Annotated in this window: 21 protein-coding genes and 1 pseudogene; 7 read left to right on the forward strand and 15 right to left on the reverse strand. The window is 47.1% G+C overall.

Annotated features, from left to right (window positions below; all coding sequences use genetic code 11):
• Positions 1-40 precede the first annotated feature (40 nt).
• Both C5O19_RS17245 and C5O19_RS17250 read left to right on the forward strand, forming a co-directional pair.
• Complete coding sequence (locus C5O19_RS17245; protein ID WP_104714652.1) at positions 41-898, forward strand: 2OG-Fe(II) oxygenase; 858 nt, start codon at positions 41-43, stop codon at positions 896-898.
• 18 nt (positions 899-916) lie between these two features.
• Positions 917-2,575 carry an ArnT family glycosyltransferase gene (locus C5O19_RS17250; protein WP_104714653.1) on the forward strand — a complete coding sequence of 553 codons (1,659 nt, stop codon included), beginning with the start codon at positions 917-919 and terminating at the stop codon, positions 2,573-2,575.
• 80 nt (positions 2,576-2,655) lie between these two features.
• On the opposite strand, the gene C5O19_RS17255 is transcribed toward C5O19_RS17250, so the two are convergent.
• The 3 genes from C5O19_RS17255 to C5O19_RS17265 all read right to left on the reverse strand — a co-directional run bounded on the left by C5O19_RS17255 (position 2,656) and on the right by C5O19_RS17265 (position 5,067).
• Positions 2,656-3,420: a glycosyltransferase family 2 protein gene (locus C5O19_RS17255; protein ID WP_104714654.1), complete on the reverse strand. Its 765-nt coding sequence runs from the start codon at positions 3,418-3,420 to the stop codon at positions 2,656-2,658.
• Between the two features lie 177 nt (positions 3,421-3,597).
• On the reverse strand, positions 3,598-4,668 hold the full coding sequence (locus tag C5O19_RS17260) for an NAD-dependent epimerase/dehydratase family protein (RefSeq protein ID WP_104714655.1): 1,071 nt from the start codon (positions 4,666-4,668) through the stop codon (positions 3,598-3,600).
• Between the two features lie 150 nt (positions 4,669-4,818).
• Entirely contained in the window at positions 4,819-5,067 is a 249-nt protein-coding gene (locus tag C5O19_RS17265; protein WP_133163383.1) for a hypothetical protein, read from the reverse strand.
• A gap of 199 nt (positions 5,068-5,266) precedes the next feature.
• On the opposite strand from C5O19_RS17265, the gene C5O19_RS17270 reads away from it, so the two are divergent.
• Positions 5,267-6,451 carry a glycosyltransferase family 2 protein gene (locus C5O19_RS17270; protein ID WP_104714657.1) on the forward strand — a complete coding sequence of 395 codons (1,185 nt, stop codon included), beginning with the start codon at positions 5,267-5,269 and terminating at the stop codon, positions 6,449-6,451.
• Positions 6,452-6,484: 33 nt separating this feature from the next.
• Positions 6,485-7,450, forward strand: a complete 966-nt coding sequence (locus C5O19_RS17275) for a hypothetical protein (protein ID WP_104714658.1) — start codon at positions 6,485-6,487, stop codon at positions 7,448-7,450.
• A gap of 124 nt (positions 7,451-7,574) precedes the next feature.
• Here C5O19_RS17275 and C5O19_RS17280 read toward each other — a convergent pair whose 3' ends face one another.
• Positions 7,575-10,964, reverse strand: coding sequence for a carbohydrate-binding protein (locus C5O19_RS17280; protein WP_104714659.1), 3,390 nt, complete (start codon positions 10,962-10,964; stop codon positions 7,575-7,577).
• 294 nt (positions 10,965-11,258) lie between these two features.
• On the opposite strand from C5O19_RS17280, the gene C5O19_RS17285 reads away from it, so the two are divergent.
• Both C5O19_RS17285 and C5O19_RS17290 read left to right on the forward strand, forming a co-directional pair.
• Complete coding sequence (locus C5O19_RS17285; protein WP_104714660.1) at positions 11,259-12,080, forward strand: glycosyltransferase; 822 nt, start codon at positions 11,259-11,261, stop codon at positions 12,078-12,080.
• A 29-nt stretch (positions 12,081-12,109) separates the two neighbouring features.
• A complete protein-coding gene (locus C5O19_RS17290; RefSeq protein ID WP_104714661.1) occupies positions 12,110-13,027 on the forward strand; it encodes a glycosyltransferase family 2 protein in 918 nt (305 codons plus the stop codon).
• 1 nt (position 13,028) lies between these two features.
• On the opposite strand, the gene C5O19_RS17295 is transcribed toward C5O19_RS17290, so the two are convergent.
• The 7 genes and pseudogenes from C5O19_RS17295 to C5O19_RS17320 form a co-directional block, all read right to left on the reverse strand.
• Positions 13,029-14,534 carry an O-antigen ligase family protein gene (locus C5O19_RS17295; protein ID WP_243406431.1) on the reverse strand — a complete coding sequence of 502 codons (1,506 nt, stop codon included), beginning with the start codon at positions 14,532-14,534 and terminating at the stop codon, positions 13,029-13,031.
• A complete protein-coding gene (locus C5O19_RS26065) occupies positions 14,535-14,687 on the reverse strand; it encodes a hypothetical protein (protein ID WP_165796051.1) in 153 nt (50 codons plus the stop codon).
• Between the two features lie 4 nt (positions 14,688-14,691).
• Positions 14,692-15,870, reverse strand: coding sequence for a glycosyltransferase (locus tag C5O19_RS17300; protein ID WP_104714662.1), 1,179 nt, complete (start codon positions 15,868-15,870; stop codon positions 14,692-14,694).
• A gap of 12 nt (positions 15,871-15,882) precedes the next feature.
• Positions 15,883-18,030, reverse strand: coding sequence for an exopolysaccharide transport family protein (locus C5O19_RS17305; protein ID WP_104714663.1), 2,148 nt, complete (start codon positions 18,028-18,030; stop codon positions 15,883-15,885).
• 49 nt (positions 18,031-18,079) lie between these two features.
• Entirely contained in the window at positions 18,080-18,847 is a 768-nt protein-coding gene (locus C5O19_RS17310) for a TolC family protein (RefSeq protein ID WP_243406432.1), read from the reverse strand.
• Positions 18,848-18,900: 53 nt separating this feature from the next.
• Complete coding sequence (locus C5O19_RS17315) at positions 18,901-20,079, reverse strand: sugar transferase (protein WP_104714664.1); 1,179 nt, start codon at positions 20,077-20,079, stop codon at positions 18,901-18,903.
• Between the two features lie 63 nt (positions 20,080-20,142).
• Positions 20,143-20,532 (reverse strand): annotated as a pseudogene (locus C5O19_RS17320) (response regulator transcription factor); the annotation flags it as partial.
• 686 nt (positions 20,533-21,218) lie between these two features.
• On the opposite strand from C5O19_RS17320, the gene C5O19_RS17325 reads away from it, so the two are divergent.
• Positions 21,219-22,442 (forward strand): glycosyltransferase, encoded by a 1,224-nt coding sequence (locus C5O19_RS17325; protein WP_104714666.1) that lies wholly within the window; start codon positions 21,219-21,221, stop codon positions 22,440-22,442.
• Here C5O19_RS17325 and C5O19_RS17330 read toward each other — a convergent pair.
• From C5O19_RS17330 to C5O19_RS17345, 4 genes are read right to left on the reverse strand one after another with little or no spacing between them, the layout of a single operon-like run.
• Positions 22,439-23,062, reverse strand: coding sequence for an acyltransferase (locus tag C5O19_RS17330; RefSeq protein ID WP_104714667.1), 624 nt, complete (start codon positions 23,060-23,062; stop codon positions 22,439-22,441). The genes C5O19_RS17325 and C5O19_RS17330 overlap by 4 nt on opposite strands.
• Before the next feature lie 20 nt (positions 23,063-23,082).
• Entirely contained in the window at positions 23,083-23,853 is a 771-nt protein-coding gene (locus tag C5O19_RS17335) for a glycosyltransferase (protein ID WP_104714668.1), read from the reverse strand.
• A 15-nt stretch (positions 23,854-23,868) separates the two neighbouring features.
• Entirely contained in the window at positions 23,869-24,657 is a 789-nt protein-coding gene (locus C5O19_RS17340; protein ID WP_104714669.1) for a glycosyltransferase family 2 protein, read from the reverse strand.
• Positions 24,658-24,699: 42 nt separating this feature from the next.
• Positions 24,700-25,830 carry an acyltransferase family protein gene (locus C5O19_RS17345; protein ID WP_104714670.1) on the reverse strand — a complete coding sequence of 377 codons (1,131 nt, stop codon included), beginning with the start codon at positions 25,828-25,830 and terminating at the stop codon, positions 24,700-24,702.
• Between the last annotated feature and the right edge of the window lie 15 nt (positions 25,831-25,845).

Consider the following 25,845-nt stretch of genomic DNA (forward strand, 5'->3'; position numbering starts at 1 on the left):
TCACTCACTTATTTCATTCCATTCCTTGCGTTCTGCATCTATGAATACGACGGTTCATACTACTGCCAACATTGTCAATCTGGAAGCCTGGAAGGCCAAATTGCCGGAGTTGAAAGCTCAATATCAGACGGAACATCCGTATCCGCACATTTCCATTGACAATTTTCTGGAAGAGTGGGCTGCCGAAAAGGCCATGCAATCTTTTCCGGCCATTCAGGACGAAGGGTGGATTCACTACGTACACGTAAATGAAAAAAAGCACGGCCTCAATAAAATGGAGCTGCTGCCCCCTTTCATTCAGGAAGTGATTACCTACCTCAACTCCGATGAATTTGTCGCTTTTATGAGCGAACTTACCGGGATTCCGAATCTAAAAGCGGATGACATGCTCGAGGGAGGCGGATTACACCAGTCCAAACGCGGGGGCTTTTTGAACGTGCACGCGGACTTTACCGTACACCCGCACAAGCGAAACTGGCGACGCCGGGTAAATTTGCTGCTGTACCTTAACAAAGACTGGAAACCCGAATACCGCGGAGATCTGGAACTGTGGGACCGCAAAATGACGGGGGTTGAGGCAAAAATCGCTCCGATCTTTAACCGCATTGCGGTATTTAATACCGATGACGATTCGTTCCACGGTCTGCCGGATCCCATCCAGTGCCCGGAGGATATGACGCGGAAATCCGTTGCCCTGTATTACTTCACGGAAGAAAAAGAAACGCCCAAACTGCGTCCTACCAACTATCAGGCCCGTCCCGGCGATGGCATCAAGTCGGTTGCCATTTGGCTGGATAAACAAGCCGTAGCTACCTATACGCGGGTGAAACGTACCCTGGGTATTGATGACAAAATGGTCAGTAAAGTGCTCAATATCTTTGGAGGTAAGAAAAAGTAAGGGGATCGTCTTTCACGTATGAATCGTTTAACCACTCTAGTACTCATCGCCCTGGTGGCGGGATTGTTCTTTATTCCCTTCCTGGGCGGCGTGCATTTGTTCGACTGGGATGAAATCAACTTCGCGGAAATCTCCCGCGAGATGCTGGTCCTCAAGGATTACCTGCGGGTACACGTCGACTTCAAACCTTTCTGGGAGAAACCACCGTTCTTTTTCTGGTTACAGTCGCTAGCCATGCATACGTTTGGCGTAGGGGAGTTTGCAGCCCGCCTGCCCAACGCTTTGTGCGGAATCCTGACGCTGAGTTTACTGTATCTGCTGGGCGAACGACTATTTAATCGGCGATTTGGATTGATTTGGGTAGGAACGTATCTGGGCTCCATTCTGCCGCATTTGTACTTCCGATCGGGCATTATCGACCCCTGGTTCAACCTCTGGATTTTCATTGGACTAAACGGAATTATCTTTTTCCGCTGGAAGAAGGATCATTTTACCTTTCTGCTACCTAAGAGCAAATGGTTTTACCTCCTGCTAGGCGGCTTTCTGCTCGGGATGGGTGTACTGACGAAAGGTCCCGTAGCCTATATGCTGGTCTGTGTGACCCTTGGGGTTTACTTTGTGGTGAATGGCTTCAAGTTATTTATTAGCCCACTTCACTTCATTGTCTATACGGTGATGACTTCGCTGGTAACGCTGGCCTGGTACGGCCTGGAAACCTGGCAGCACGGTCCCTGGTTTATTCAGGAATTCATCAAGTACAACTATCGCTTATTCTCGACCCCCGATGCCGGGCACGCGGGTTTTCCGGGTTACCACTTCGTCATTCTGTTCTTTGGCTGTTTCCCGGCGAGTACGTTTGCTTTGCGGGCCCTGAATTTCCGTACGGAATCGGGCGAAACGGATTACCAGCGGGATTACCAGAAATGGATGGTGATTTTATTCTGGGTAGTATTGATCATCTTCACGATCGTCAAGTCGAAAATCGTACACTACTCATCCATGTGTTACTTCCCGCTAACGTATCTGGCTAGTTTAACCATTTATCGTCTGTGGACGGGCCGGATTGTCTTTCGTACCTGGATGAAAGTAAGTCTGGCGGTATCGGGTGGGATTTTCGTCATTTTAACCATTGGCTTACCTATATTATCGCACTACGTCGATTGGTTACAGGCTCAGATTGCCCCCGACGATAGCTTTGCGGCGGCTAATCTGGATGCTAAAGTCAACTGGACGGGTTGGGAGGCTACCCCCGGTGTAGTTCTGTTCTTGGTCATTCTCTTCGGTATTCGTTTCCTGAGTCGTCAACAGTACGAACGTGGACTGGTAACGCTTTTTATCGGTACAGCCGTGTTCACCACCCTGACGCTGTGGTTCTTTGTGGCCCGTATCGAGAGTATCTCGCAAGCGGCGGCCATCCGGTTCTTTGAAGCTCGCCAGGGCGAAGATTGCTACATTGTAACGTATAAGTACCGCAGCTACGGACCTTTCTTCTACGCTCGTCAGCAGCCCGAACGCCATCCCAAAAGCTGGGACGATGACTGGGCTATTCACAGCCCGGAAGTGGACAAGCCGGTATACGTGATTGCTAAAAACCTGCTGGAAGCGGAAGTCGATACCATTCCAACCTTAAAGAAAATCGGTTCGGAAAACGGGTTCGTCTTTTACAAACGAAAATAGACGGCCCGTTGAAGCATAGGTCAATAAAAAGAGCCATCGGTTAACCGATGGCTCTTTTTATTGACCTATGTGAAGTACGCTTAACGGCTTACCGAAGCAGTCTTGGCTGATTTTTTCTTCATGAAATCGCCGCGTGAAAAGAACTTCTCAATCATGCAGTACAGTAAAATAAAGAAGTAACGGCTACCCATTTCCTTGATTTTCAGTTTAGACTCGCCGTATTTCCGGTTGGTCCAGGAGTTGGGGATCACGACGAACGAATAGCCACGAACGTACGCTTTCAGCGGTAACTCAACCGTCAAGTTAAAGTGCGGGGAAAGGAAGGGCTTAATGCCTTCAATGGTCTCACGTTTGTATAATTTAAACGCGTTCGTTGTATCGTTATACTTAATGCCAATCATCATTCGGATAATCAGGTTGGCAATCCGGTTGATGAATTTCTTCAGTCCGGGATAATCAATCACCTTGCCGCCTTTCATCCAGCGGGAACCGAATACAGCATCGGCGTCGGTTTCCCGCATTTTGTAGTAATATTTTACCAGATCTTCGGGATCATCCGACAAATCGGCCATCATCACAGCCACGCAGTCGCCCGAGAAACGTTCCAGACCGTAACGAACGGCGTATCCAAAGCCGTTAGGCCCCAGGTTGGTTTCGTAATGCAGGGTAGGAATCTGTAAGGACAGTCGTTCGAGTACCTGTAAGGTATTATCCTTGGAGTTATCGTTAGTTACGAAAATCTCGTGTTCAATTCCCTCGCGGGCTAACGTTTGATACAGCGAAAGCAAGGTTTCTGAAATAGAATCCTGTTCATTATACGCGGGAATGACGACACTGAGTTTCATAAGCGAAGGATCAAGCGTTGCGAATGGGTCGATAGTTAGTTGAAAGTCATAGGACTAGTTCTACAAAGGTACGCATGAATCGCATGTTTTGGCAAGGTCTCTGACAAGTAGGCAAATCCCATGTATACAAAAACACCGGACGTAAGCCCGGTGTTTTAAAAATATACTACTTTTCGCCTAGGCAGTACGTAAACGCTCGGCGATACCGTCGTGAATTTCAACCAGCGTCGAGTGGATATCGTAGGTCCAGTTCCAGCCGGGATAGTGGGCTTTGAATTTCGACAAATCCGACACGTACCAGATGTGGTCACCGATGCGGTTGGTGTCTGAATACGTATAGTTCATTTTATTGCCGGAAATCTCTTCACAAATCTTGATGCCTTCCAGCATGGAAACGTTGGCAAAACGACCACCTCCCGCGTTATAAACTTCGCCCGGACGTGGATTTTGGTAGAAATGCCAGAACATGTTCACCAAGTCATGTGCGTGGATGTTATCACGTACCTGCTTACCCTGGTAACCGAAAATGGTGTATTGGGTACCGGTAATGGCACATTTCATCAGGTACGAAAGAAAACCGTGTAACTGAGCACCCGAGTGGTTAGGACCCGTCAAACAGCCGCCCCGGAAAACACCGGTTTTCATGCCAAAATACCGGCCGTATTCCTGTACGAGTACATCAGCCGCTACTTTTGAAGCTCCGAACAAGGAGTGCTTGGTATGGTCGATGCTCAGATTTTCGTCAATCCCGTTTTCGTAATAGGCGTGATCCTGAGAAATTTCCCAACGGGTTTCCAGCTCTACTAAGGGCAGGAAGTTGGGATTGTCGCCGTATACTTTATTCGTAGAAGTGAAGATGAAGACGGCCTCAGGGCAGTGCTGACGCGTCATTTCCAGCATGTTCAGCGTACCGGTGGCATTGACCGAGAAATCCGTAAAAGGTTCACGGGCGGCCCAGTCGTGGCTGGGTTGAGCGGCCGTATGCACGATCATCTTCACATCACTGCCGTACTCCTTGAAGATAAGGGCTAATTCTTCAACCGAACGAATGTCGGCGGTGCGGTGCACGTAGTTGGTGTATCTTTCCTGTAAACGGTTGCGGTTCCAGTCGGTGCTACTTTCGGCACCGAAAAAGTACTGCCGCATGTTGTTGTCAATCCCAACAACCAGGTCAAATTTGTCGGCAAGAAAAGCGACCGATTCGCTTCCGATCAATCCGGCTGAACCGGTAACTAAAGCAATATTCATACGTCAAAGGCTTTTAAAAATGCAATAAGATGAGAAGAATGACAGCAATAGCGGCGGAGAGTACTTCATTAAACCGATAAACTAAAAAAGCGGTATAATCGTTTACGATCACCGCTTTTAGAGTATACTTTGTCACCTACTCACCAGGAGTTAGTTATGGGTAGAACCCTTCAGGGACAGTAATTTCAAACGGATGTTTTCAGCTCGTTCGGCTGTGCCTTCTTTATCAGGCCAGGTATTTTTGAGCTGAGCGGCAGCACTGTCAGGAGAAACGCCATAGACCGTTTTATTGTTTTTACGGACATCAGCCTGGTCAATGGTATTGGCTCGTTGATAAGCACAGGAAGCCAGCAGGCTACCTAACATCAGAACGGATAGAATGGCTTGTACTCGCTTCATAAGGAGAATATTGTCAGGGACTGGGTACAAAAATAGACAGCAATTATTTTCAGACAAACACATTGGTATAAATTCCTGTGGTTAGAAAAAAGTATTCCGGCCATTAAAATCAAAAAAGAATGATAATTCCCGTGGAAAACGGCTCAAGAACTACGCTGGAAAGCTATCTTTGACTGATGTAATCGTCCGCCAACGTTATATGAAGATTTTCTTCGAAATTCTATTTTGGTTCCTGATTTTTCTAGTCTTTTATACGTACCTCGGCTATGGAATCTTCCTTTGGCTGCTGCTAAAGTTCCGCAAAAGGCGTACGTCCCAATTTTCTGCCTCGTATCAGCCCGATGTCACCCTGGTCATTCCGGCGTATAATGAAATGGGTTGCCTGGCCGAAAAGGTTCATAATTCCCTGGCACTGGATTACCCCCCCGAGCACTTACAGATTCTTTTCGTAACGGAAGGCTCGACGGATGGGAGTACCGAGTGGTTGCAGCAGCAGTACGGTAGCCATCCACGAATTTCCGTCATGGGCGGGAGTGAGCGTCGGGGCAAAATTGAAGCCATCAACCAGGCCATGCATTGGGTGCATACACCGCTGGTTATCTATACGGATGCTAATACCAATCTGAATCCGGATGCCGTAGCTAACATAGTACGACACTTTGCCGATCCGCAAGTGGGGGCTGTTTCGGGAGAAAAACGCATTCAAACGTTCGAAAATGAAGCCGCTGCCGGAGCGGGCGAGGGCTTGTACTGGAAGTACGAATCCTTCCTGAAAAAACTCGATACTGAACTCTACAGCGTAGTGGGGGCCGCGGGTGAATTATTCGCCATTCGGACGGAACTTTACGAGCACGTTGAAAAAGATACGTTGCTCGATGATTTCATGATTTCGCTTCGCATTGCCACCCGGGGGTACCGCGTGGTGTACGATCCCGAGGCCTATGCCCTGGAACGGCCTTCTTTTTCCATCGGCGACGAACAGAAACGTAAAGTACGCATTGCCGCGGGAGGCTTTCAGTCCATTGCCCGTTTACCGCATTTGCTGAATATTTTCCGCTATGGCTGGTTGTCGTTTCAGTACATCTCTCACCGGATGATGCGGTGGGCCGTGGCTCCGTTTGCTCTACCGCTGGTGTTTATTTTGAATGTGCTACTGGTGCTGCTCAGTGAAGGCTGGTTATATCCGGTATTGCTGATCGCTCAGATTGCTTTTTACGCAGCCGCATTGCTGGGCTACTGGCTGGAAAACAAGAAGCTTCGCGTGAAGGCCTTGTTTGTACCCTACTACTTTTCGTTTATGAACTGGTGTGCCATTCTGGGGTACTTTCGGTACCGGAACGGACTGGCCTCCGGCATCTGGGAAAAAGTACGCCGGGCGGAGTAACGCATTCCATGTATTTTAAAGGCCTCGCTGACGATGAAGAAATTGATGTTGAAGTCGCTGTATGCACTGGCGGCTCTTCGGTACCCCAACATTAAGAAAAAATATCTGCTCTACTTTATTCGGGATAATTACTACTGCAAACTCGTGCAGACGAAGTTTTTGCTGAAGGATTACGTAGAGAAAAAGCCATATAAAGTCATCGAGTATCGGGGCGAGTTCGATCAGGAATTACGCTACGTATTGCCTTTTGCGTACTGGCATCACCTGAATGGCACCCTTGAAAAAACCATCTCTGCCAGTAATACCAAGGAGTTTTACTTCTTCAGTCCCAATCACGAAGAACGTTACAAAGAACGGATCTGGACCGAATCGTACGATCACTACGACGTGCCGAACATGACGCACAGTAACTCGTACAGCTTTCAGAAATGGGCTCAGGTACCCTTTCGCGAGCATTACAAAAATGATCTGTTCGTTTACGATAAACCCATTCTGCTGATTGCCAATAAGTACAATCGCGAATGGGATCAGCCGCCCATCAATTTTCTGGGCATTGCTGAATTAGAACGGATCATTCACTTGTGCCGGGATAAATACCAGATCGTATATAACCGGCCCCTGCCTACGCAAATTGTACAGGATAACAGCGAAACGCTTGATTTAGGAGAGCATGCCTGGTTACGGGAAAACCACCCCGAAGTAATCCAGATGAATGATCTGTATCGACAGTATCATCCGGGAAGCGTGATTAGCTACAACCACCTGCAGTTGATGGTATACGCCAACTCGGAGCGTTTCATCTCCATGCACGGCGGAACGGCAGCGTTGGCGAGTTGCTTCGGCGGCTCCAATATCATCCTTTCCAATCCCAACTGGGGCATGGAACACGCCTTCAACGAATACGAAAATCTTTTCCCTAAACTCTCGGGAGCCCAGATATTACACGCTCGGGAAAAGCCGGAAATCTTCCAGTTTATTGAGCGGGAGTGGCTGAAGTAGTACTTACAAAGCAGGTACTCATTCTTCGGAGGCGTATAGGTCTGACGCTATTTACCCTTTTCTATAAAAAAGAGACTTGGCTTTTCAGCCAAGTCTCTTTTTTTAATTGCTGTCAACGAAGCCCTTACATTTTAATGACTTTCTTCACGGAACGCTGCGTACCCTGTTTTACCTCAATCAGGTACAAACCTTTGGGTAAGCTTGTTAGGTCAATTTTACGGATGAATGAAGTCTTCTCCTTCTTATAAGCAATGCGGTTTTGTACCCGGCTTAAGGCCATGTCGTAAATGAGTACGTCAACCGGTCCCAAGTTGTCATTGTCTAAGGCAATGCTGACATAATCCGCTGTAGGATTAGGATATACGTTCAACGTAGCCAGTGAAACATCCGTAGGTTTGATTACTTCCGCCGCTACCCGTCCGCCGCTCGCCGTTCCCTGGGGTATGACAAAACTAGGCGTTTCAGTAACCGTCAGCGTAACCTTTCCATTCGTTGCCGTAACCGTGGTCACCTGCATGGCATCGCCTCCTGCCCGGGGGGTGTACACCAGAGCGGAAGCCGCTCCTTTCAAGTCCAGTGTGTAGGAAACCGTACGGCCCGTTTCGCCGGGTACCACCAGTGCGTAGATCGATTGGCCGTTGTTTTCGTAACGATCCACGAAAGGACTCGTGCTTAAAGTTTGCTGATAGCTGTATTCGCCGAGCAGTTTATTGACCTGCACCAGATAGTCCGTTGCCAGCTTACGCGTCATATCCCCGTTGATCAGACCCATCGAGCCAAACTGAATGGGTGACTGTGGATTGTCATCGTATAACTGATACAAGAACAGTTTATCAATTCCGGAACGAGCGTAGAGCAAAGCCGTACGTAAAATCCAGTCGGCCTGCGTTTGTTCTACCGTTTTATTACCAATGGCAATCGCTTTGAGCGGACTACCCTGGTTGAGATCATAACCCGCTTCTGTAATCCAAACGGGCATATCCTGAGCCTGCTGGTGAGCTAATTGATTGAAGCTATCGGCCACCAAAGCGGCTTTCGTTACTTCAGGAGCGGCTCCCCGCGAAGACGTACCACTTTGTGAAGAAGAGGCATCGTCCGTATAGAAATGGTAATTGATGACGTCCCAGCAGAGGTTTACGCTACCGTCAGCTTTATAACCCCGGTACTGCTTGCACCAGTCGATCATACCTTTCACGTAGTCAACCGTAGCGGAGGCAATACCTCCCATGACGACTTTCATGTTCGGGTCAGCATTTTTCACACCTACGCCCGGGCCCATCGTATTCTTATGGCCGTCGTAGAACGCCGAGAGGTTGGCCGCGTATTCCCGACCCGTTTGGTACGCTTTACGGCCTTTCCAGGATTTGTCCCGTTCGTTATCGCATTCGAGATACTTAATGACATTCATACCGATCTTCACGACGTTGATACCGTCGCCAGTCCAGCGTTGAGCACTGTTTACCGTAACCAGACTCGGATTAACGTTCGGATTGCTACCGTAGCGGGCTGCGTACTGGAAGCCAACTTTGGCCTGTTCCAGGTAGGATAGGGGGTCGGTGAAATCCTTTCCGTAGCGAAGCGGTACGTTTTCGCCATCGCGTTCGCTTTCCGGATACGTCTGCTGGAGCCAGTTGGGCAGGTTTTTCAAGCAGGCCAGTACTTCGATGCCCGCGGCTTTGCAGCGTTCGTAAATGATGTCGTAATTCCAGCCGCCACTGTGCGTTGGGTTATAGGTGTACTTGCCTTCGTTGGCTTCCAGGCGTTCCCAGTCCATGTAATGCCGAATTCCCGTGAAGTTTTTCACCACGTTCATGCGGGACTCGTTAATGACACTGGGATTATTGGCATCTTCAAAGTTCCACTCAAAGCCATTCACACCCAGCATGTCCTTAAACTTCACAAATTTTTGCGGAGCGGGCGAGGGTTGTACCGTTGCGGGCGTATGCGTGCCGTACAATTCGATTTCGGTCGGATACTGATACCAGGCATTGATGATGAGGTAACGGGCTCCGGAAATGGGGACATCGAGTTTAAAAACGGATTCACGATCCGGATACGGACCGACCCAGGTGCCGTACGATTTTCCGGTAAAAGTGGCTACCGGAATGCGTTCCCACTGATCATTGATGATGAAAATTTTCAGCGGATATTCTTCCAGATTACCCGGACCGTCAAAAAACTTGATGCTTTGCAAGGTCATGGACTCGCCTTCCAACAACGGATAATACGAATCATAATTGGCCAGGGGTTTCCCATAACCCGTGTGTACGTCTACATCCGTAATGCCATCAAATAAGGCATCCAAGCCATTGCTGACGTTGTTCATCTGGTACCAACGTTTGGGATCGAGCGTAATCTTGGTACCGACTACACCAGTAAACGGAGGTGCCGCAGCTACCGTAACCGTTTGGCTAACGGCAGTCGCCGCCGTATACAGGGCCGAACCCGCCTGCGTAGCCGTCAGCGTCGCGGAACCCGCCCCAACTACCGTAGCTTTCCAGGAACCGCTGGCATTGGAAACGGAAAGTACGCTGGCATTGGAAGACGTCACGAGAATGGGCGTACCCGACTGCGAACTGCTAACGGTTAGATCAAAGGGAGCATCGCCAATGACTTTATTCGCCGGAGCGGTAAAGGATAGTACGGCCTGAGGTAGTACTACTGCACCACCCGTAGTAACTTCAAAATAGTTGAGATTAAAGGCTCCTTGGCGAGCGTAAATGCGAAGCAGTTGTGAGCCCGCGGGTAGCGTCGCCGTTGTACTAATGGTAGACCAGCTTTGCCACCCGCCCGTCTGCGGTACACTCAGCGTAGCATTCAGTACCGAACCCGCTGCATTGCGGATCTCAATCTTGCCGTTGCCGTAGGCATTGGCAATGCGGAACTGGAAGGTATAGGTACCCGCCGTAGGAACTTTCACCAGGTAATCCAGCCAGTCATCGTCGTCAATCCAGCTAATGTTTAAACCACCACCGACATCCGTAGTGGTTTCCGTATTAATGCCATTCATGGATATGTAGCTTTCGGCTTCAATCTTGCCGGGCAGCGATACGGGGGCAACCACTTCAAAATAGTTGAAGTTAAAGGCTCCCTGTTTGGCGAAGATCCGAATCCGTTGGTTGCCAGCGGGTAGTGTAAGACTGGTAGTGATGGTCCGCCAGCTTTGCCAGCCGCCCGTCTGCGGTACACTCAAGGTAGGGTTAAGTACGGAGCCGGCTGCATTACGGACTTCAATAAGACCATTACCATAGGCATTGGCGATACGGAATTGAAAGACATACACACCAGCCGAAGGAACGCTGACGTCGTAATCCATCCAGTCATTGTCATCAATATGCGAGACATTTAGACCCGCACCGACGTCGGAGCTGGTTTCCGTTTGAATGCCGCTCATGGCGACATAGCTTTCCGCTTCAATCTTTGCGGGCAAGGGCTGGTAGGCCAGTGGGCTGGCGAAAAGGAAACCTGGAGCCAATAGGATCCCAATCACTAATGAAATTAGAGATGTTTTCATTGAAACTTTGTTGGCGGACAATTGTTTCTTTTAAAACTTTCCAAGAAAAAGCTTTTTTAAGAACCGACTTGTCAAGGGTGGATTGACAGTGAATAAAACGTGGTGTGAAATATAAAAATGAAGAATTGACATTTGCAATAAAAAAATATAAAAAAATTGCAAAAAAAGAGTAGAATACAGTCGTGGGATTGAAGACGTATATAAAGCGTAGTTTCAAAAATAAACTAATTCTTTGATACTTAGTTCCTTGATGAATAATTATTTTTGTCTAATATCCATAAAATCCCCGCCAGGATGCAGCAACATCGTTTTAGCTATTCTCCCGATACCTTGAGTCCGGAATTTTTACGGGAATTACGGGAACGTCTAGCCAAATTTCAGGTAGAAGATCCAGAGGTAACCATTGCTATTCCGGCGTATAATGAGGAGAAAAACCTGCTTAATACGCTTTCTTCCCTGGCCAGTCAGGAGACCCGCTTTCGTACCGAAATTATTGTCGCTAACAATAATTCCAAGGACCGAACCCAGGCACTACTCGATGCCTGCGGCGTTAAATCGATTCTGGTTACGCAACAAGGTATTGGTTACGCCCGACAGGCGGCTTTGGAAGCGGGGCGGGGAACGTATTTTCTTAACGCCGACTGCGACTGTATTTATCCGCCTACCTGGGTGGATGCACTCGTGGAGCCCTTGACCAAACCCGACGTTTCCTGTACCTATGGAACGTATTCATTTATCCCGAGTGCTCAAAATTCCCGCTTGGCTCTGTTTCTGCACGAATCCGTTTCGCACCTAGGATTTAAGCTTCGGGAATGGAAAGGGCTGGAGTATATTAATGTACTGGGCTTCAATTTTGGTTTCCGGCGAGCTGATGGACTAGCCGTAGGTGGGTTCCGAGTCGATGCCGGGCACCAGGGAAATGTGGCCGCTACGGGTGTGTGCGAAGACGGCTGGATGGCCATGACGCTATTGGACAAAGGACGCTTGAAACACGTTATCCGGGGGGCTCACGTCTGGACGAGCGATCGCGTACTGAACCGCGACGGAGGAGTGGCGAAAGCCTTCCAGAAGCGTATTTCGGTAGAATTGTCCCGCCTGTTTCACAAACCCGAATAAGCCGTTCCATCCTTTCATTGCCCATTTCTATGCTGGCCACATCACCGGAATCCTATCCGCTCATTTCCCTTGTTAGTATCAATTACAATCAGGCCGAAGTAACCCGGGATTTTCTGGAGTCCTGTCGCGGCTTGACGTATCCCAATTACGAAGTCATTCTGGTGGACAATGCCTCGCGGCAAGTATTGTCTACCGTAATTAACGTGGCCGATTATTCCGGCGTAACTATTGTACGCAGCGAGGAAAATCTGGGCTTTACGGGGGGGAATAATCTGGGGATGGAAGCGGCCCGGGGTGATTACTTCTTCATCGTCAACAACGATACGGAGTTGACACCAACTTTACTGGACGATCTACTAAAACCCTTTCAGCAGGATTCCCGGATTGGCGTTACCTGCCCTAAAATTAAATTTTACGATTATCCCGATATTGTTCAGTATGCGGGTTATAATCCCATGAATCTGTACACGGGTACGGCTACGCCCGTGGGGCTAAACGAACGCGATAGCGAACGTTTTAACCATTCAGGATATACGAACTTTGCTCACGGCTGTGCGATGCTGGTCAAGCGGGAGGTCATTACTAAGGTAGGGCGTTTTGCGGAACGTTTCTTCTTATACTACGAAGAGCTTGACTGGTCGCAACGCATCAAAGACGGCGGATTTTTGATTTATTACCAGGCCTCGGCTCTGATTTTGCACAAGGAATCCGTATCGGTAGGGGCGTCCAACCCCCTTAAAACGTATTACCTCACCCGCAATCGTATTTTGTACATGCGGCGGCACGGATCGGCCTTTCAACGGCTCATTTTTTACGTATTCTTCGCCACTTGTGTACTGCCCAAACACGTGTTTACCTACCTGATGAAAGGAAAATTGACGCACGCCAAAGCCTTTTTGAAAGGGGTACGCTGGAATCTTACCTCGCCCTCTACTTCTGCCGTGTAGATTAGCTCAGTGCCTTCGCGGTAGCAGCCCGCTGTTTCTGATCGAGTGTATAGGTAACATCGATTAGAGCGGCCATTAAATAAATGTAGATATTGAGGGGAAACTGTACCAAGGCCTCCTGGGGGTAATTACCGATATTCAAAACGAAGACGCTTAAGGTCATCGCCAGACAGTACGTCTTAAGCTCCGGGTTTTTGATCCGGTAAAAATTGATAATTCCTGCTCGAATAATTAGGAAAATCAGCGTACACAGGAGCAGCAGACCTACCCACCCGGTTTCCATGGCCACGCGTACATAACCTCCATCGGGAGGAATATTAGCCAGAAACGAATCGGGCGAAAAGCGTTTGCCCCAGCTACCCGCAGCACCCAATCCACCCCCGATGGGATGGGACTGAATAAAGGGCTGAATTTTTTTCTGGTTCTGGGCCCGCAGGTTAAAGGAAGCGTCGTTGGTCGGGCGAAAGGCCGTTTGAAAGCGGTACAACGTTGGATTCGACGTCGGAATCATAATCAGTACGGCCATACAAAAGCCCGCGATCAACGAGAAAAATAGAATGATCCGGTTGAACTTAAGAATGGCAAACAGGGCTAGTCCGGCGGGTAATAGTACATACGCTCCCCGCGTTCCTGAGAAAAGCATCGCACTAATGAATAGAAAGATCATGCCTACCAGGCTTATCTTCTTCCAGAGAACCAGCGGGCCGGTCAACAGGGCTACGCAAATCAGACTCGCAATGACCATGTTGTAGGAGAAAATCACGGGATCGGCAAAAAGCGCGTACTTCCGCCAGTGACCGTCGATAAAGAGCAGACTACCAATGCTAGGATCGGAGTCAAGGTAGGCCTGTTCTGAAGCAGCAAAGCCAATGTATTCCTGTTTATAGGCTAGTAATGCGGCCCAGACCGAGATAAAGAGCCAGATTTTTAGAATGACGCGGATAAACTGGACGGTACGGATCTGGTATTTGAATACAAAATACATCAGTACGACAATGGCCGCCGAACGTACGGTATACACCCAGGCTAGCCGCGAATCCGCTACGGGATTCAGTACTTGTAGAATATTGAAACTTACCCATACCAGCACCATCGTACTAACGGGCCCTTTGAAAACGGACCAGTCGGGTCGGGAACGTTGACCGATGAAAAAGCCCAGAATCAGTAGGTACTGTAAGCCATCGAGTAAGGTGCCTAGGGGAAATTCGACACCCAGCCGCAAAATAAAAAACAGCAGATTGGCCATCACGAGTAGCGTTAGGATCCCAAACTCGGGTTTGGCTACAATCGCATACAGAATGGGCAGAGCAATACCTGCCCCCAAAATAGCGAAGCTCAGCTTGATATCGACTTCAATGGCAATCCAGCCCAAGCCCAGTGAGGCCAGTAGCAGCAAAGCGGCTCCTGGTAGGTTATAGAATTTTTCCACCCACAGCTTTTGCCGAATCCACGTAAAGATGGATCGCTGGGCAGAATCATTCGATACGGGCAGTTTAAAGGAGCTCACTTATAAAAATACGAGTTTGAAAAAGAAGAAATAAACGCTACCCAAGGCCAGTAGAATGGCAATTTTTTGCATCAATGCTTCCGTAGAAGTTAACCCCTCGGGAGCATCCGTTTTTCCTGGGGTTCGTTTGGGGCGATCCGGATAAATCTTCATAATCCTATTCGGAAGAACCGTGTTTGGTTGCCACTGAAATCTGGTTGGCTTTTCGAACTTTTAGCAAAGCCATGATTTGGTAAAGCATAAACCGGGGAATATTCCAGAGCGACTTGTAAATTTTCGGATGCGTGTCAGATAGGAGCAGGGCTATGAAAAACCCAGCTACGAAGGTGAGTAAACCCAGGAACCATACCAGAGCCAGGGTCGGAGCCACCCATACGTTGATGAGCATAAAAACCACCGACAACAGCAGAAAAATAAACAACGGTGGCCGTAACAGGATGAGTCCAAATACAAACTGGTTCCAGTTGAAGGTGGTGAGGCCTTTGAAAATCAAACCGAACCCGTACGAAAAATACTTGAACCAGGTATTAATCCAGCGAGCCCGTTGCTTGACCAATTGATCCGATTTGGCCGTTTTTTCATCGTATACGATGGCTGACTCCGTAAAGGCAATGCGGTGGCCAGCCCCTACAATGGCATTTTGTAATACTTTGTCAAAACCTGCTCCCGTCACGTCCAGGTGTTCCAGGCTGGCCCGGTACAATTCCGTAGTAAAGGCCATACCTGAGCCCGCTAACGTAGCCGAAGAACCTACTTCAAAAAGCACCTTACCATCGTAGAAATGATAGTAAATATCCCGGGCAGCATCCAGACAGGAGAACGTAGTATCCAGATTTTTTGCCTCCCGAATTCCCTGTACAGCGGTGAAACCCTGAGCGAAGTAACGATTTAGCTCATTGAGATACTCCGGATCAACCAGGTTATCACTGTCGATAATCGTGAGCCGTTCATGCGGCCGGATAAACCGTTGGATGGCGTAAAAATGGGAGCGGGTGTTACTGGCCAGTACTTGCTCCGGCCGGAGCAGTTGCACCCGGGGATCGTCAAAGTGTAAGGTACTGATGTCACACTTATCGGCCACAATGTAAATGACGTAATTCGTATAATTTAATTTCAGCAGAGAAGCTACTACGCTGGGTAACAGCACCGTTTGTTCATAAGCCGTAACAATAATGGCGTAATCCGGCTCAAGGGTTAGCGGAGCGGACTGGCGTTTGGAAACAAAAGCTTTTCGAATCAGATACCCTACCAGTAAAACTACGGGTAAAACCAGATTGTATCCGATACTTAATTGCAGCAGTAGCCACAGGTTATAAGCTAGGGTACGTACATCCATTCAATTCCTTGGTTAAGATACCGTAGTCGCCTTAGTTAATACCCAGCCTACCAGGGTATCGCCCAGACTCTTTAAATACTGAATGCCTGGAGTGTGTGAATCTCGAATCGTAGTATGGGCTTCGTAAACGGCCACTACTTTATCGGCGAACTGAATCCATTCTTTCGCCTTATTTCGCGTTTCTAAAGCCGGCGTTTCGATCAGTATGACATCGAAATAGCTTTTTAGTTCAGCAATTTTAGCGGCAATGTGCGTTTCGCTGGCCAGCTCAAAGAGGGAGTAATCACCCCGATTATTACTCAGGGAATAAATGCCGTTTTCAACGTACAGTGATTCCAGAGGCATGGTTGTATGCAGGAAATCTTCCACATATACGGCTTTAGGAGTGAGGGAAGTGCTGTGGGTACTGCTAAAGTTTCCATCTACAATCAAGACCCTTTTATTAATCATGGCAAACGCATGAGCCAGACTTAAAAGCAGCGTTGTTTTCCCTTCTTCCGGTCGTAAGCTGGTTAAGGCAATAACCTTGCCCGTAGTTAATTCATGATCGAGTTCAAACCGTATCGAACGTAAAGCATTCCGATACGTTAGTACGGATTTACTCGGGGACGGATCATGCCATAATTGCGTTAGATCCGAACTGGTATCAATCTTATGGAGCGTTCCAATGACTGGAATATCAGTTGAATTGGCCAGTTGTTTAGCATCATGAATCGAATTATCCAGATAGAAAACCAGGAAGAGAATCAACAAGCAGAGAACAAAACTGATAATTCCCGAGAAAACAATGAGGATTACTTTTTTAGAAGGCGTTAAGGTACCCGGCAAAGCTTTTTCAATGAGCTTCAACTGCGTAATTTGCTGGGATTGCATTTTGGCATTGTTGTAGCGTTGCAAAGCCTCAATGTATTCCTTACTGGCAATATCAATACTGGTTTCAAATTCCTGAATCTTCGCCTCGTTGGGTACTAACCCATCAAATTTCCGATTCAAGCGAACTAACTCTTTTTCAACCGTTGCAATGCTATTCTGAGCCAGCTCCAGGGCAATCTCCATGTTTAATTTCTGACTCACCAGCTCCGTTTTGGCCACCAAAGGATTGTAAATGTAACTATCCGTCGATTGATTGATCTGGGTGGTCAGTTTATTCTGAAGCGAATCAAGGCGAGCTTTGTATTTAGGGTCAAAATTGGAACGGAAGTAGATATCATTCGCCGCTCTTAACTGCTGCTTGGTTACAACAATGTTCTGGTTAATGGCCGCCAGCGTACTTTCGAGGTACCGCCGATCGCTGGGGTTAAATTTATTATCAATATTTTTCAAGGCTGCCGTATACGCGACTACATCCTTAATAGCTACTTCTCTACGTGTCTCGAAATCAATGATTTGACCATACATGCTTCGGGCTTGTTCATTGAGATTTAAAACCCGATTTTTAATTTTATACTGTTTCAGCTGATCCATCAATCCGGTCAGATTCCGCATTTTTTCGTTCATGAATTTTTCTAGAAATTCAATGGAACGATCATTACTCGTCTGTAATCGAATGGAATAGCGACTGATAAAATCTGTACATAAGGTATTGACCACAAAAGCCGTAAATTCAGGATCATCGCCATCAAATTCAACCCGGATATAGTCACTATCCTTCACCCGAGAAACCGTGAGGTTACCGGAAATAGCATCCGTATCGTAATGCATGGATTGCAGAATATTCAGTAACTTCTTTTCTTCGGGACTTTCAATGAAAAGATCCTGCTGGGTAGAAAGCTTTTGATTAAAGATGGCAATAGCCCGACTCTTTTCAGTGGAACTCAGCTCCTGTACGGGTTTACTGGGTTTATGAAAAGCTTTGGCGGGCTGGGTAAGATCATGCAGAATGAGCCGATAAGAAACCATATTTAAGGTATTCTTCAGCTGCATACTCTGTATGATATTGTCAAACTTTTGCGTTACTTCCGACTGCTGTTCGTTGCCACCGCCCGTGAATCCCTGATCCGTTTTATCCACTAGCCCCGTCGCAATTCGTGCCGTTGATGTGTACTCGTCGGGGAGTTTCTGAACCAGGAAATAGGCGGCAATGACGGTTAGTAAGGGGACTGCCAGCAGCAGCCACTTCTTTTTATATAAGAAATTAAGAAATCTAATGAAATCTGCCATTCGATTGCGTGATGCTTAACTTATGTAGTATGGGTCAAGGATAAATTGCTTATTGATCTAACTTGATGTTTTCAAGTTTTTCCCCCACAAGTTCTTCCAGTCGGGTTTTAGAGATGAGCACCTCACTTTCAGCAATAATCAGTTGCTGATTATTGTCCGAATACATCACCAACACGTTATTGTAGTTTTCAAGGCTTTGTTCACCCTTTTCAAATTTATATTTTACGTCCTTCAGCATGCTCTCTATATCCAGTTGCAATTCATGCTTGACGCGTAAAACGGCTCGTCGTTGGATGTAGGCAAAATAGCGTTGCTTGACGTCAGCTTCTAAATTAAGATCAAAGGCTTGCTGCTCGTACTCGGCCACTTTTTTCTCTCCTCGGGCCTGTTTCAAAAGCGGAGTTTTCTGTAAGATGGATCCTATGTTCAGTAGCAGGCCAATCTGATAGTTATTAAACCAGTTCGGGTTAACTACCGTTGGTACGGGAGAGGTAGGATTGGTAATGTACGTAGGCGTATTGGCCGGGCTGTAGAGGTAGGAAACAGACAAGGCGTCAAAATAGGCTACTTTGGCTCTTCTGATGCCTAAGTCAGCAATACCTACGCGTTCTTTGAACGACTTACTACGGGGGTAATTTGCTTTAGCTATTTCGATTAATTTTTCGAGATAGGGATAGGAGATATCCTGCATCATCGACTGAGTCGCTTCCTGAGCTTGTACCGAAACAGTACTTACTTCAAGCATAAATCCCAGCAAGAATACCTTCGCAAACAGCCTACCTGCGTAGTGGCGACTAAGAAAAAAAAACGCTTTCATTCGTACGATTTATGACTTTGGGAAGGACGATTCCTACGCCAGGGAAGAAACTCTTATACGTTTTCGGATTGAATTAAAGCCGGGAAAGTTTTCAGAATAATCTTTACATCCATCCAGAACGAATAGTTTTTAGCGTATTCAATATCCAGTTGCATGCGTTCTTCTTCCGACATGTCTTGCTTGCCTTTTCCACGTTTGGTCACTTGCCAAAGGCCCGTCAGTCCGGCGGGGCCCGCAAAACGCTGAATGTATTGATCAGACGTCAGTTTTTCCGCTTCGTAAAGCGGTAAGGGACGGTTGCCGACCAGCGACATATCGCCCCGGAAGATGTTAATGAGTTGTGGCAATTCATCAATACTGGAATTCCGCAAAAACCGACCAATTCGCGTGATACGGGGGTCGTTGCCAAACTTCATGAACGCCGCTTTGTTGTGTTTCCGCTGGAGATATACCTTCTCACAAACTTCCTCATTGTCGAGGTACAGCATTCGCTGGCAGGTATTCTTGCCGCTATACACGCACTCGGCACACAAAGCGAACTGCTCTTTTTCAGGCACTTCTTCTACTTTGTTGTACATATTGAAGGCAGCCATTTCCTTCACGAGTTTGTCGGCATCGGTACGCATGGTCCGAAACTTAAGCAGATCGAATACCTTATAACCGCCACCTACGCGTTTAGAGCGATAAATAATAGGTCCTTTGGAATCGATACGAATCAAGAGGGCCACCAGTAAGAACAGGGGCGAAAGCAGGAGCAGGGCCAGACCCGTAGTGGTCACATCAATGAAGCGTTTCCACCACGTCACGCGTACGCGAAAACGAGGCATACGCGTCGGCTGTAGAGCCAGAAGCTGACTTTTCCGAACGAAGTAATGAAGTCGAGTGAGCAGATCACCGCGACTAAAGTCTTTGGGGTATAGATCATTACCTCCTGCTTGAAGCACCTCTTGTTTGTAGGTGTTGTTCAGGGTAGGTACGGTTACAATAACCGGTAGCGCACTCAACCAGGGAATAGACCGAAGCTGCTTCAGGAATGAAATAGCCTGAGCTTCGTAGCTTATAATCACAGCATCGGCCGGATAGTGGTCTTTCAGTGCTGCCAATGCTTCTTCCGCAGAGGTAAGCTGCCATATATTCAATGGCTCAGCGAACGCTTGCTTAAACGTATCACTCGCACTACTATCAGGTTCTACGTACAGGATACGTAAAGGTGGATGGGTAACAACAGACATGGCGGTGCCTCATTACGAAATGAAAACTTACTTCGCACACTAAAAAATAACTTATTTATAAACCCGGCGGAGTACTGCTTTTACTTTAGCAATGATTTCCAAGGGATTAAAAGGCTTCGTCATAAAGTCGTCAGCACCTAGTTCCAGACACTGAATCCGGTCATTGCTTTCTTCACTGCCTGACAAAATAATTACTGGAATATGACCAAATAGATTACTGCCTCGTAATACCTTCAAAAATTCTTTGCCATTCAAATGAGGCATGTTTAAATCAGCAATGACCAAGTCTACCGGACTACCCGTCTCAATGTAAGACATGCCAGCCATTCCGTCGTCTTTAATAATCGTATCAAATTCTTTGTTGAGGCATAACTGGAGTACTTTTCGCGTCATGGGCTCATCGTCCAGTATTAAAATCGTTGACTTTTCGAGGGTGGAATTTGGCGGATTCATAAGGGACAAATAATATGTATTGATAAAAATCAAAGCTTGCCTTCGGCAGGTGAACCATTCAGTAACCGAACACGAATTCGATCCGTAAAGGTTGAAAGAAATTTAAACAAATTCAGTAAGCAGGCGTATTCGTTGGCTTTTCACAGCGTCGCTCCCAAACGTTTTTAAGCGAAAGGAGAAATGAAAATAGCGAATTCCTGAAAAAACCATTCTAGAACGATTAAGTTTTTTAGAGGCGTAGAAACCAAGGCCAGTAACTCTTTCTAGAGCGTTCGTTCCGATGATTAGTTATAGACAAGGAGATCGAAGAATAGGATAAATCAAGGGACGGATAAAGTTTAAGTATAGCATATTTTGCTTGGCGGAATTAGTAAATACTTATATAGCCCTAAGGTACTGGGTATCATTTTTTAAAGATAAGTTAAGCGATTAAAATGGGCAAAAATTGCTTAATTTATTTTTTTGTGAACGCGCTATAGCGACTTTCAGAGGTTTAGAGATCTAATTTATTAAGTAATTATACTTATTATTTCTAGGCTTTAAACATAAGCAAATGATTTCCGATTATTGAAACCAGGAAAGCATAAAAAAGTGCTTCTTTTTTGAATAAAAATAGTACCTTGTAAAGAATTATAGATGCTCCGTACCGCCGCTATAACGTAACATCTGTTCTACCATTACGCTTCATGAAGGCAATCGACCGTAATTCCGCCAAACAGTTCGATAGTATCATTTGTGTCAGCCAGACTCCCTGGCAGGGAAAGTTTCAAAACTCAGCCGTTCAACTCCTGACTGTACTTTCCGAACGTTACCGAATCCTGTACGTAGACTACCCCTACACGGTAAAAGATCTCGTTGCGGGTCTGCGAGGTAAACGTCAAGTCCCTGTTAAAGCCTTAACTCGGGTAGAAAACCCACTGACGCAGCTTTCGCTGGGACCGAATCGGAGCGTTCACGTATGGACACCGCCGGTATTATTTCCCATCAACTGGATGTCGGCGGCTTCGCACGATACCTTTCTGCCCCTCAATACAGGTCGTCTTATCAAAGGCTTGCGAGGCGTTATGCAGCAATTGGGTATGCAAAAGCCGCTGGTCATTAACGCGTTTAATCCCGTGTTAGGACTGCCTCTGGTGCATCAGCTTCATGAGTTTGCTACCATTTATTACTGCTTCGACGAGATATCCGCCGAGGCCTGGATGGGAAAACACGGGACTCGGTACGAACAGGAATTTATGAAGCAAGTAGATGCGGTCATTACTACTTCTGAAGCCCTGTACCGCATGAAATCCCAGACGCAACCCCATACGTTCTGCGTAAAAAACGGGGCTAATTTTGACTTATTCAATCAAGCTTACGCCCTGCGTCAGCAACAACCTGCCGAACGGACCATCGTGGGTTATCTGGGTACGGCCGATAATCGGATTGATACGAAGGTTGTCGGGTATTGTGCCCGTACGATGCCGCACGTGGAGTTTCAATTTGTAGGACTAATCGTGGATCCGCGGGTTCAAGAAGAATTATCCGTTTATCCGAACGTACGATTTATTCCCTCCGTTCCTCCCCAGGAACTACCCCCCATACTGGCTCAGTGGAAAGCAGGGATGATTCCCTTCGTGTGTAACGAACATACCTACACCATCTATCCGCTCAAAATCAATGAGTACTTAGCGGCGGGGTTACCAGTAGTATCTACGCCTTTTTCGATTCTGGACGATTTTAGCGATGCCATCGCTATTGCCGCAACCCCTGAAGCCTTTCAGCAAAGCCTCGGTCAACGCATAGCCGAAGATACGCCCGAGAAACAACGGCAGCAGGTTGCGTTGGCTCAGGCAAATTCCTGGGAACGACGGGCGGAAGAGTTTGAAGCCGTATTTGAGCAGGTGAAAGCCGTCAAAAGTCAGCTTTAGGCTTTGGGTGTCCGTACCCACTGTTGCGTAGCGGCGTCGTATTGTTTGATCAGGCGGGCTGGATTACCACCGACCACCGAATACGGCGGCACGTCTTTGGTTACTACGCTACCGCCCGCTACGACGGAATGCCGACCAATGGTTACGCCCGCCGTAAGGACAGCGTTCGCCCCGATCCAGCATTCATCTTCAATCACGATGGGAGCCGTCACAATCGGCTGGCGGTGAATGGGCGTACGTACATCTTCGTAGACGTGATTCAGTCCGGATACCGTCACGTGCTGAGCCATAATAACATCTGATCCAATCTGTACCGGTCCGATAACCACGGAAGAAATCCCAATGGTACAATGATCGCCAATGATTACATCGCCTACGCCGTTGTTGATTACGCAATACGACTCGATCACGCTTTTGGCTCCCAGGGCAAATTGTTTAAAAGGAAGTACGTCCATGCGAGCCGATGATCGAACAATAGCCGAGCGGTGCTTCCGGTGTACAAAGGGATTCACAAACCAGCTAACCCAACGCCGGGGCCGGGCTTCACCCGAGGGAATAAGTAACCAGTGAACCAGCTTTTTAAGGCCTGGATTAGAATCAATATAGTGCTTCAATGCCATAGGTGGGGTACGCAGAAGGGCTACGTTCGCATGAAATGAATATCGTAATTGTATTTAATCTGCCGGTAGACGTCCCGTACCAGAGCAATCAGCTTATTATTACTTTGCGTCAATGCACTGCGGGTCATGGTACTCGGTTCGGCGGCTGAATTGCGTTGCGTAAACAGCGACTGGTAGTCATTGTAAAACAGACCCTTCCCGCCTTTTTGTAAGAACGAAATGCACATCCGGTACTCCATCCGATCGCCCTTAATGCCTTCTGCGTAGCGACCAAACTTCTGCAGAAACGTACTCCGACGCAGGTGAGGATGGTCACTGTAGGCATAAATCTTCGTGTAATCGATACCAAAGGCAGGAAGGTACATCTCCGAAAAGTTGTACGCGTAGGGCCGCAGGTAGGGATAGGGAATGTAGGCGTAAAACCGAATGTAGTCCAGGTTTTTATTCGCCTGCATTAATTCCAGGGCGTGGTTAAAATGCAGCGGAAAATCCGTACTGGGTTCAAAGTCTTCCTGAACGTACAGGGTCAAAGGCGTTTTTACCGCATCCTGGCCCTTATTGATATTGTTACCAAGGCCTCGGTTTTGCGGCGTGGTAATGAGCTGAAAGTTAAATATTTGCTGGAGTTCCCGAAGTTTCTCTACGTGTTCGGGTTTACTGCCGTCGTCTGACACCACCGTATCTCCAAACTGGCAACCGATCTGCCGATAACTAGTCAGCAAATGCTCCAGTGAACCACTTCGGTTATAGTGGGTTACCAGTAAGGTAACCTCGGGAAAGGAATAATTCATTCGCGTAGTGGGATCTTAGCGTTGATAGGTCAGTAACTGGACGGTATTTTTCAAAAACCGATATTTCAAATACCCCCATCGCAGCATTCGCACCCAGGGCGTGGAATTCTGTTTCCAATCGGCCCGGAATGTCGCCGTACTGGGTTCACTAGACGAGTTCGCCTGATCAAAAAGGGTGGTGAAAGCATCGAAAAATAGGCCTTTCCCGTCGTGTTTAATGAACGACAGACACATCTGAAACTCGGCTTGATCACTGTTAGTGCCTTCCTTATAGCGGCCAAACTTCTGAAAGAATGTATTCCGACGCAGGTGAGGGTGATCGCTGTAGTAGTAAAATTTCAGGTGATCCATATTCCAGAGCTGGCCTTTAAATACCATCTCCGAAAATCCTTTTTCGTACGGCTTTAGGTAGGGATAGGGAAAGTAAGCATACAGTCGGATGATGTCTAAACGCTCGTTCTGATGCATTAACTGCAGGGCATCCTGAAAATGCGTGGCAAAGGCCTGCTTTGGAATAAAATCTTCCTGCACATAGAGCGTATAGGGCTGTTTGACAGCATCCTGGCCTTTATTGATATTATTCGCCAGTCCTTTATTGACGGGCGTCGTAATCAAATCGAATGTGTGCGAATGTTGCAACGATTGGAGTACCTGCAGGTGTTCAGGTTTGCTACCATCGTCGGAAACGACAATCTGACCGAATGTACAGTTCAATTCCTCAAAACCCTGCAATAACCGTTGCAGCGACTGGCTACGATTGTAGTGTGTAATCAATAGCGTAACCTCAGCAAAATGAGTACCCATAAATCGGATGGTAAAGACGGCGGTAAAACAGAAAACGGCCTCTTAGTGCTGGTCCGGAAGGGTCCTTTTGGGGGAACCACGTAGGGAATCCAACCACTTATAATCCTTAAATTTCATTTCTACATGATGGTACGTCCAGCGGGCAAAAAGGAAAATAAAGGTATAGTTGAGAATAAATAAATAACTGTAATCCTCTTTCTGGAAATGTAAAATTCGAATAAATAGAATGTTGAAAATACTCAGGGTGAAGGGGTGTGTCAGGTAAATGGAGTAACTGTACAACCCAACTTTATGTAAAAAGGGAATTCGTTTTAAAAATTTGGAAACGAATCCTTTTTCAAAAGAGAAAATCAAGATTGGAATGAAGAAGATGAGGTCATATACGACGCCTATATCCTTCAAATACGCCCCAAAGTAAATAGCCAGAAAGATCAAGACTACGGAGAGGAATTCGGCCACACTAAACCAGGACTCTTTGCCGGTATGCCAGCGGGGATACACCTGTTGGAACACACAAAAACAGACGGCCCCCGTAAAAAAGCCAATGAGTCCTCGCAAGAAACCGTAATCATAGCCATAATTCATTCGAAAAGCTCCGGTTACTGCGTAAAGAATAGCAATACTGAGTAGAACAACCAGTGCGTAGACTTCCTTTTTCCAGCGAGTTAATTTTACCTGAGCAATGAAGAGCATACAAACGCCGAAGAAAAAGTAGGAAATCATTTCGGCACTGATCGACCAGCTGGGTATATTCCAGCTCAAATCCTTGACTCCAAATAGCTTGACTGAGTTGAGCAAAAACAAGGAAGTAAAGAAAGTAACGACGTTGTTATTTTCATTATCAAGCTGGTTAATGTGAACGTAGGAAGTCATGTATTTCTTCGTTACTTCCATAATGAGAAAGATCGCCAGCATGAATAAATGCAACGGATAAATACGAAGAATACGCTTGCTGAAATACAGCGAAAAATCCTGCGTGGTAGCAATGGCCTGATAGCGATACGTGATCACAAAGCCACTGAGAACGAAGAAAAAGTCAACGAAAACATCGGCGTGATCAATGAATTGGTTGTTAAGCAAGGGCGTATCGGACGATAGAGCCATGTGGAATAATACCACTAAAGAGGCAAAAATACCCCTGAAAATATCTAGTACATCGAATCGGTGTTTCATCGTTCTGGTCAGCTT

The sequence above is a fragment of the Siphonobacter curvatus genome (genome assembly GCF_002943425.1).
GTDB lineage: Bacteria > Bacteroidota > Bacteroidia > Cytophagales > Spirosomataceae > Siphonobacter > Siphonobacter curvatus.

Bases quoted from the DNA above. Each gene is read 5' to 3' on its own strand.
- C5O19_RS17330 (WP_104714667.1), bottom strand. From the start codon at position 23,062: ATGGCATTGAAGCACTATATTGATTCTAATCCAGGCCTTAAAAAGCTG.
- C5O19_RS26065 (WP_165796051.1), bottom strand. From the start codon at position 14,687: ATGAAGATTTATCCGGATCGCCCCAAACGAACCCCAGGAAAAACGGAT.
- C5O19_RS17285 (WP_104714660.1), top strand. From the start codon at position 11,259: ATGCAGCAACATCGTTTTAGCTATTCTCCCGATACCTTGAGTCCGGAA.
- C5O19_RS17300 (WP_104714662.1), bottom strand. From the start codon at position 15,870: ATGGATGTACGTACCCTAGCTTATAACCTGTGGCTACTGCTGCAATTA.
- C5O19_RS17335 (WP_104714668.1), bottom strand. From the start codon at position 23,853: ATGAATTATTCCTTTCCCGAGGTTACCTTACTGGTAACCCACTATAAC.
- C5O19_RS17315 (WP_104714664.1), bottom strand. From the start codon at position 20,079: ATGTCTGTTGTTACCCATCCACCTTTACGTATCCTGTACGTAGAACCT.
- C5O19_RS17305 (WP_104714663.1), bottom strand. From the start codon at position 18,030: ATGGCAGATTTCATTAGATTTCTTAATTTCTTATATAAAAAGAAGTGG.
- C5O19_RS17270 (WP_104714657.1), top strand. From the start codon at position 5,267: ATGAAGATTTTCTTCGAAATTCTATTTTGGTTCCTGATTTTTCTAGTC.
- C5O19_RS17310 (WP_243406432.1), bottom strand. From the start codon at position 18,847: ATGAAAGCGTTTTTTTTTCTTAGTCGCCACTACGCAGGTAGGCTGTTT.
- C5O19_RS17265 (WP_133163383.1), bottom strand. From the start codon at position 5,067: ATGAAGCGAGTACAAGCCATTCTATCCGTTCTGATGTTAGGTAGCCTG.
- C5O19_RS17250 (WP_104714653.1), top strand. From the start codon at position 917: ATGAATCGTTTAACCACTCTAGTACTCATCGCCCTGGTGGCGGGATTG.
- C5O19_RS17255 (WP_104714654.1), bottom strand. From the start codon at position 3,420: ATGAAACTCAGTGTCGTCATTCCCGCGTATAATGAACAGGATTCTATT.
- C5O19_RS17245 (WP_104714652.1), top strand. From the start codon at position 41: ATGAATACGACGGTTCATACTACTGCCAACATTGTCAATCTGGAAGCC.
- C5O19_RS17275 (WP_104714658.1), top strand. From the start codon at position 6,485: ATGAAGAAATTGATGTTGAAGTCGCTGTATGCACTGGCGGCTCTTCGG.
- C5O19_RS17290 (WP_104714661.1), top strand. From the start codon at position 12,110: ATGCTGGCCACATCACCGGAATCCTATCCGCTCATTTCCCTTGTTAGT.
- C5O19_RS17345 (WP_104714670.1), bottom strand. From the start codon at position 25,830: ATGAAACACCGATTCGATGTACTAGATATTTTCAGGGGTATTTTTGCC.
- C5O19_RS17280 (WP_104714659.1), bottom strand. From the start codon at position 10,964: ATGAAAACATCTCTAATTTCATTAGTGATTGGGATCCTATTGGCTCCA.
- C5O19_RS17260 (WP_104714655.1), bottom strand. From the start codon at position 4,668: ATGAATATTGCTTTAGTTACCGGTTCAGCCGGATTGATCGGAAGCGAA.
- C5O19_RS17325 (WP_104714666.1), top strand. From the start codon at position 21,219: ATGAAGGCAATCGACCGTAATTCCGCCAAACAGTTCGATAGTATCATT.
- C5O19_RS17340 (WP_104714669.1), bottom strand. From the start codon at position 24,657: ATGGGTACTCATTTTGCTGAGGTTACGCTATTGATTACACACTACAAT.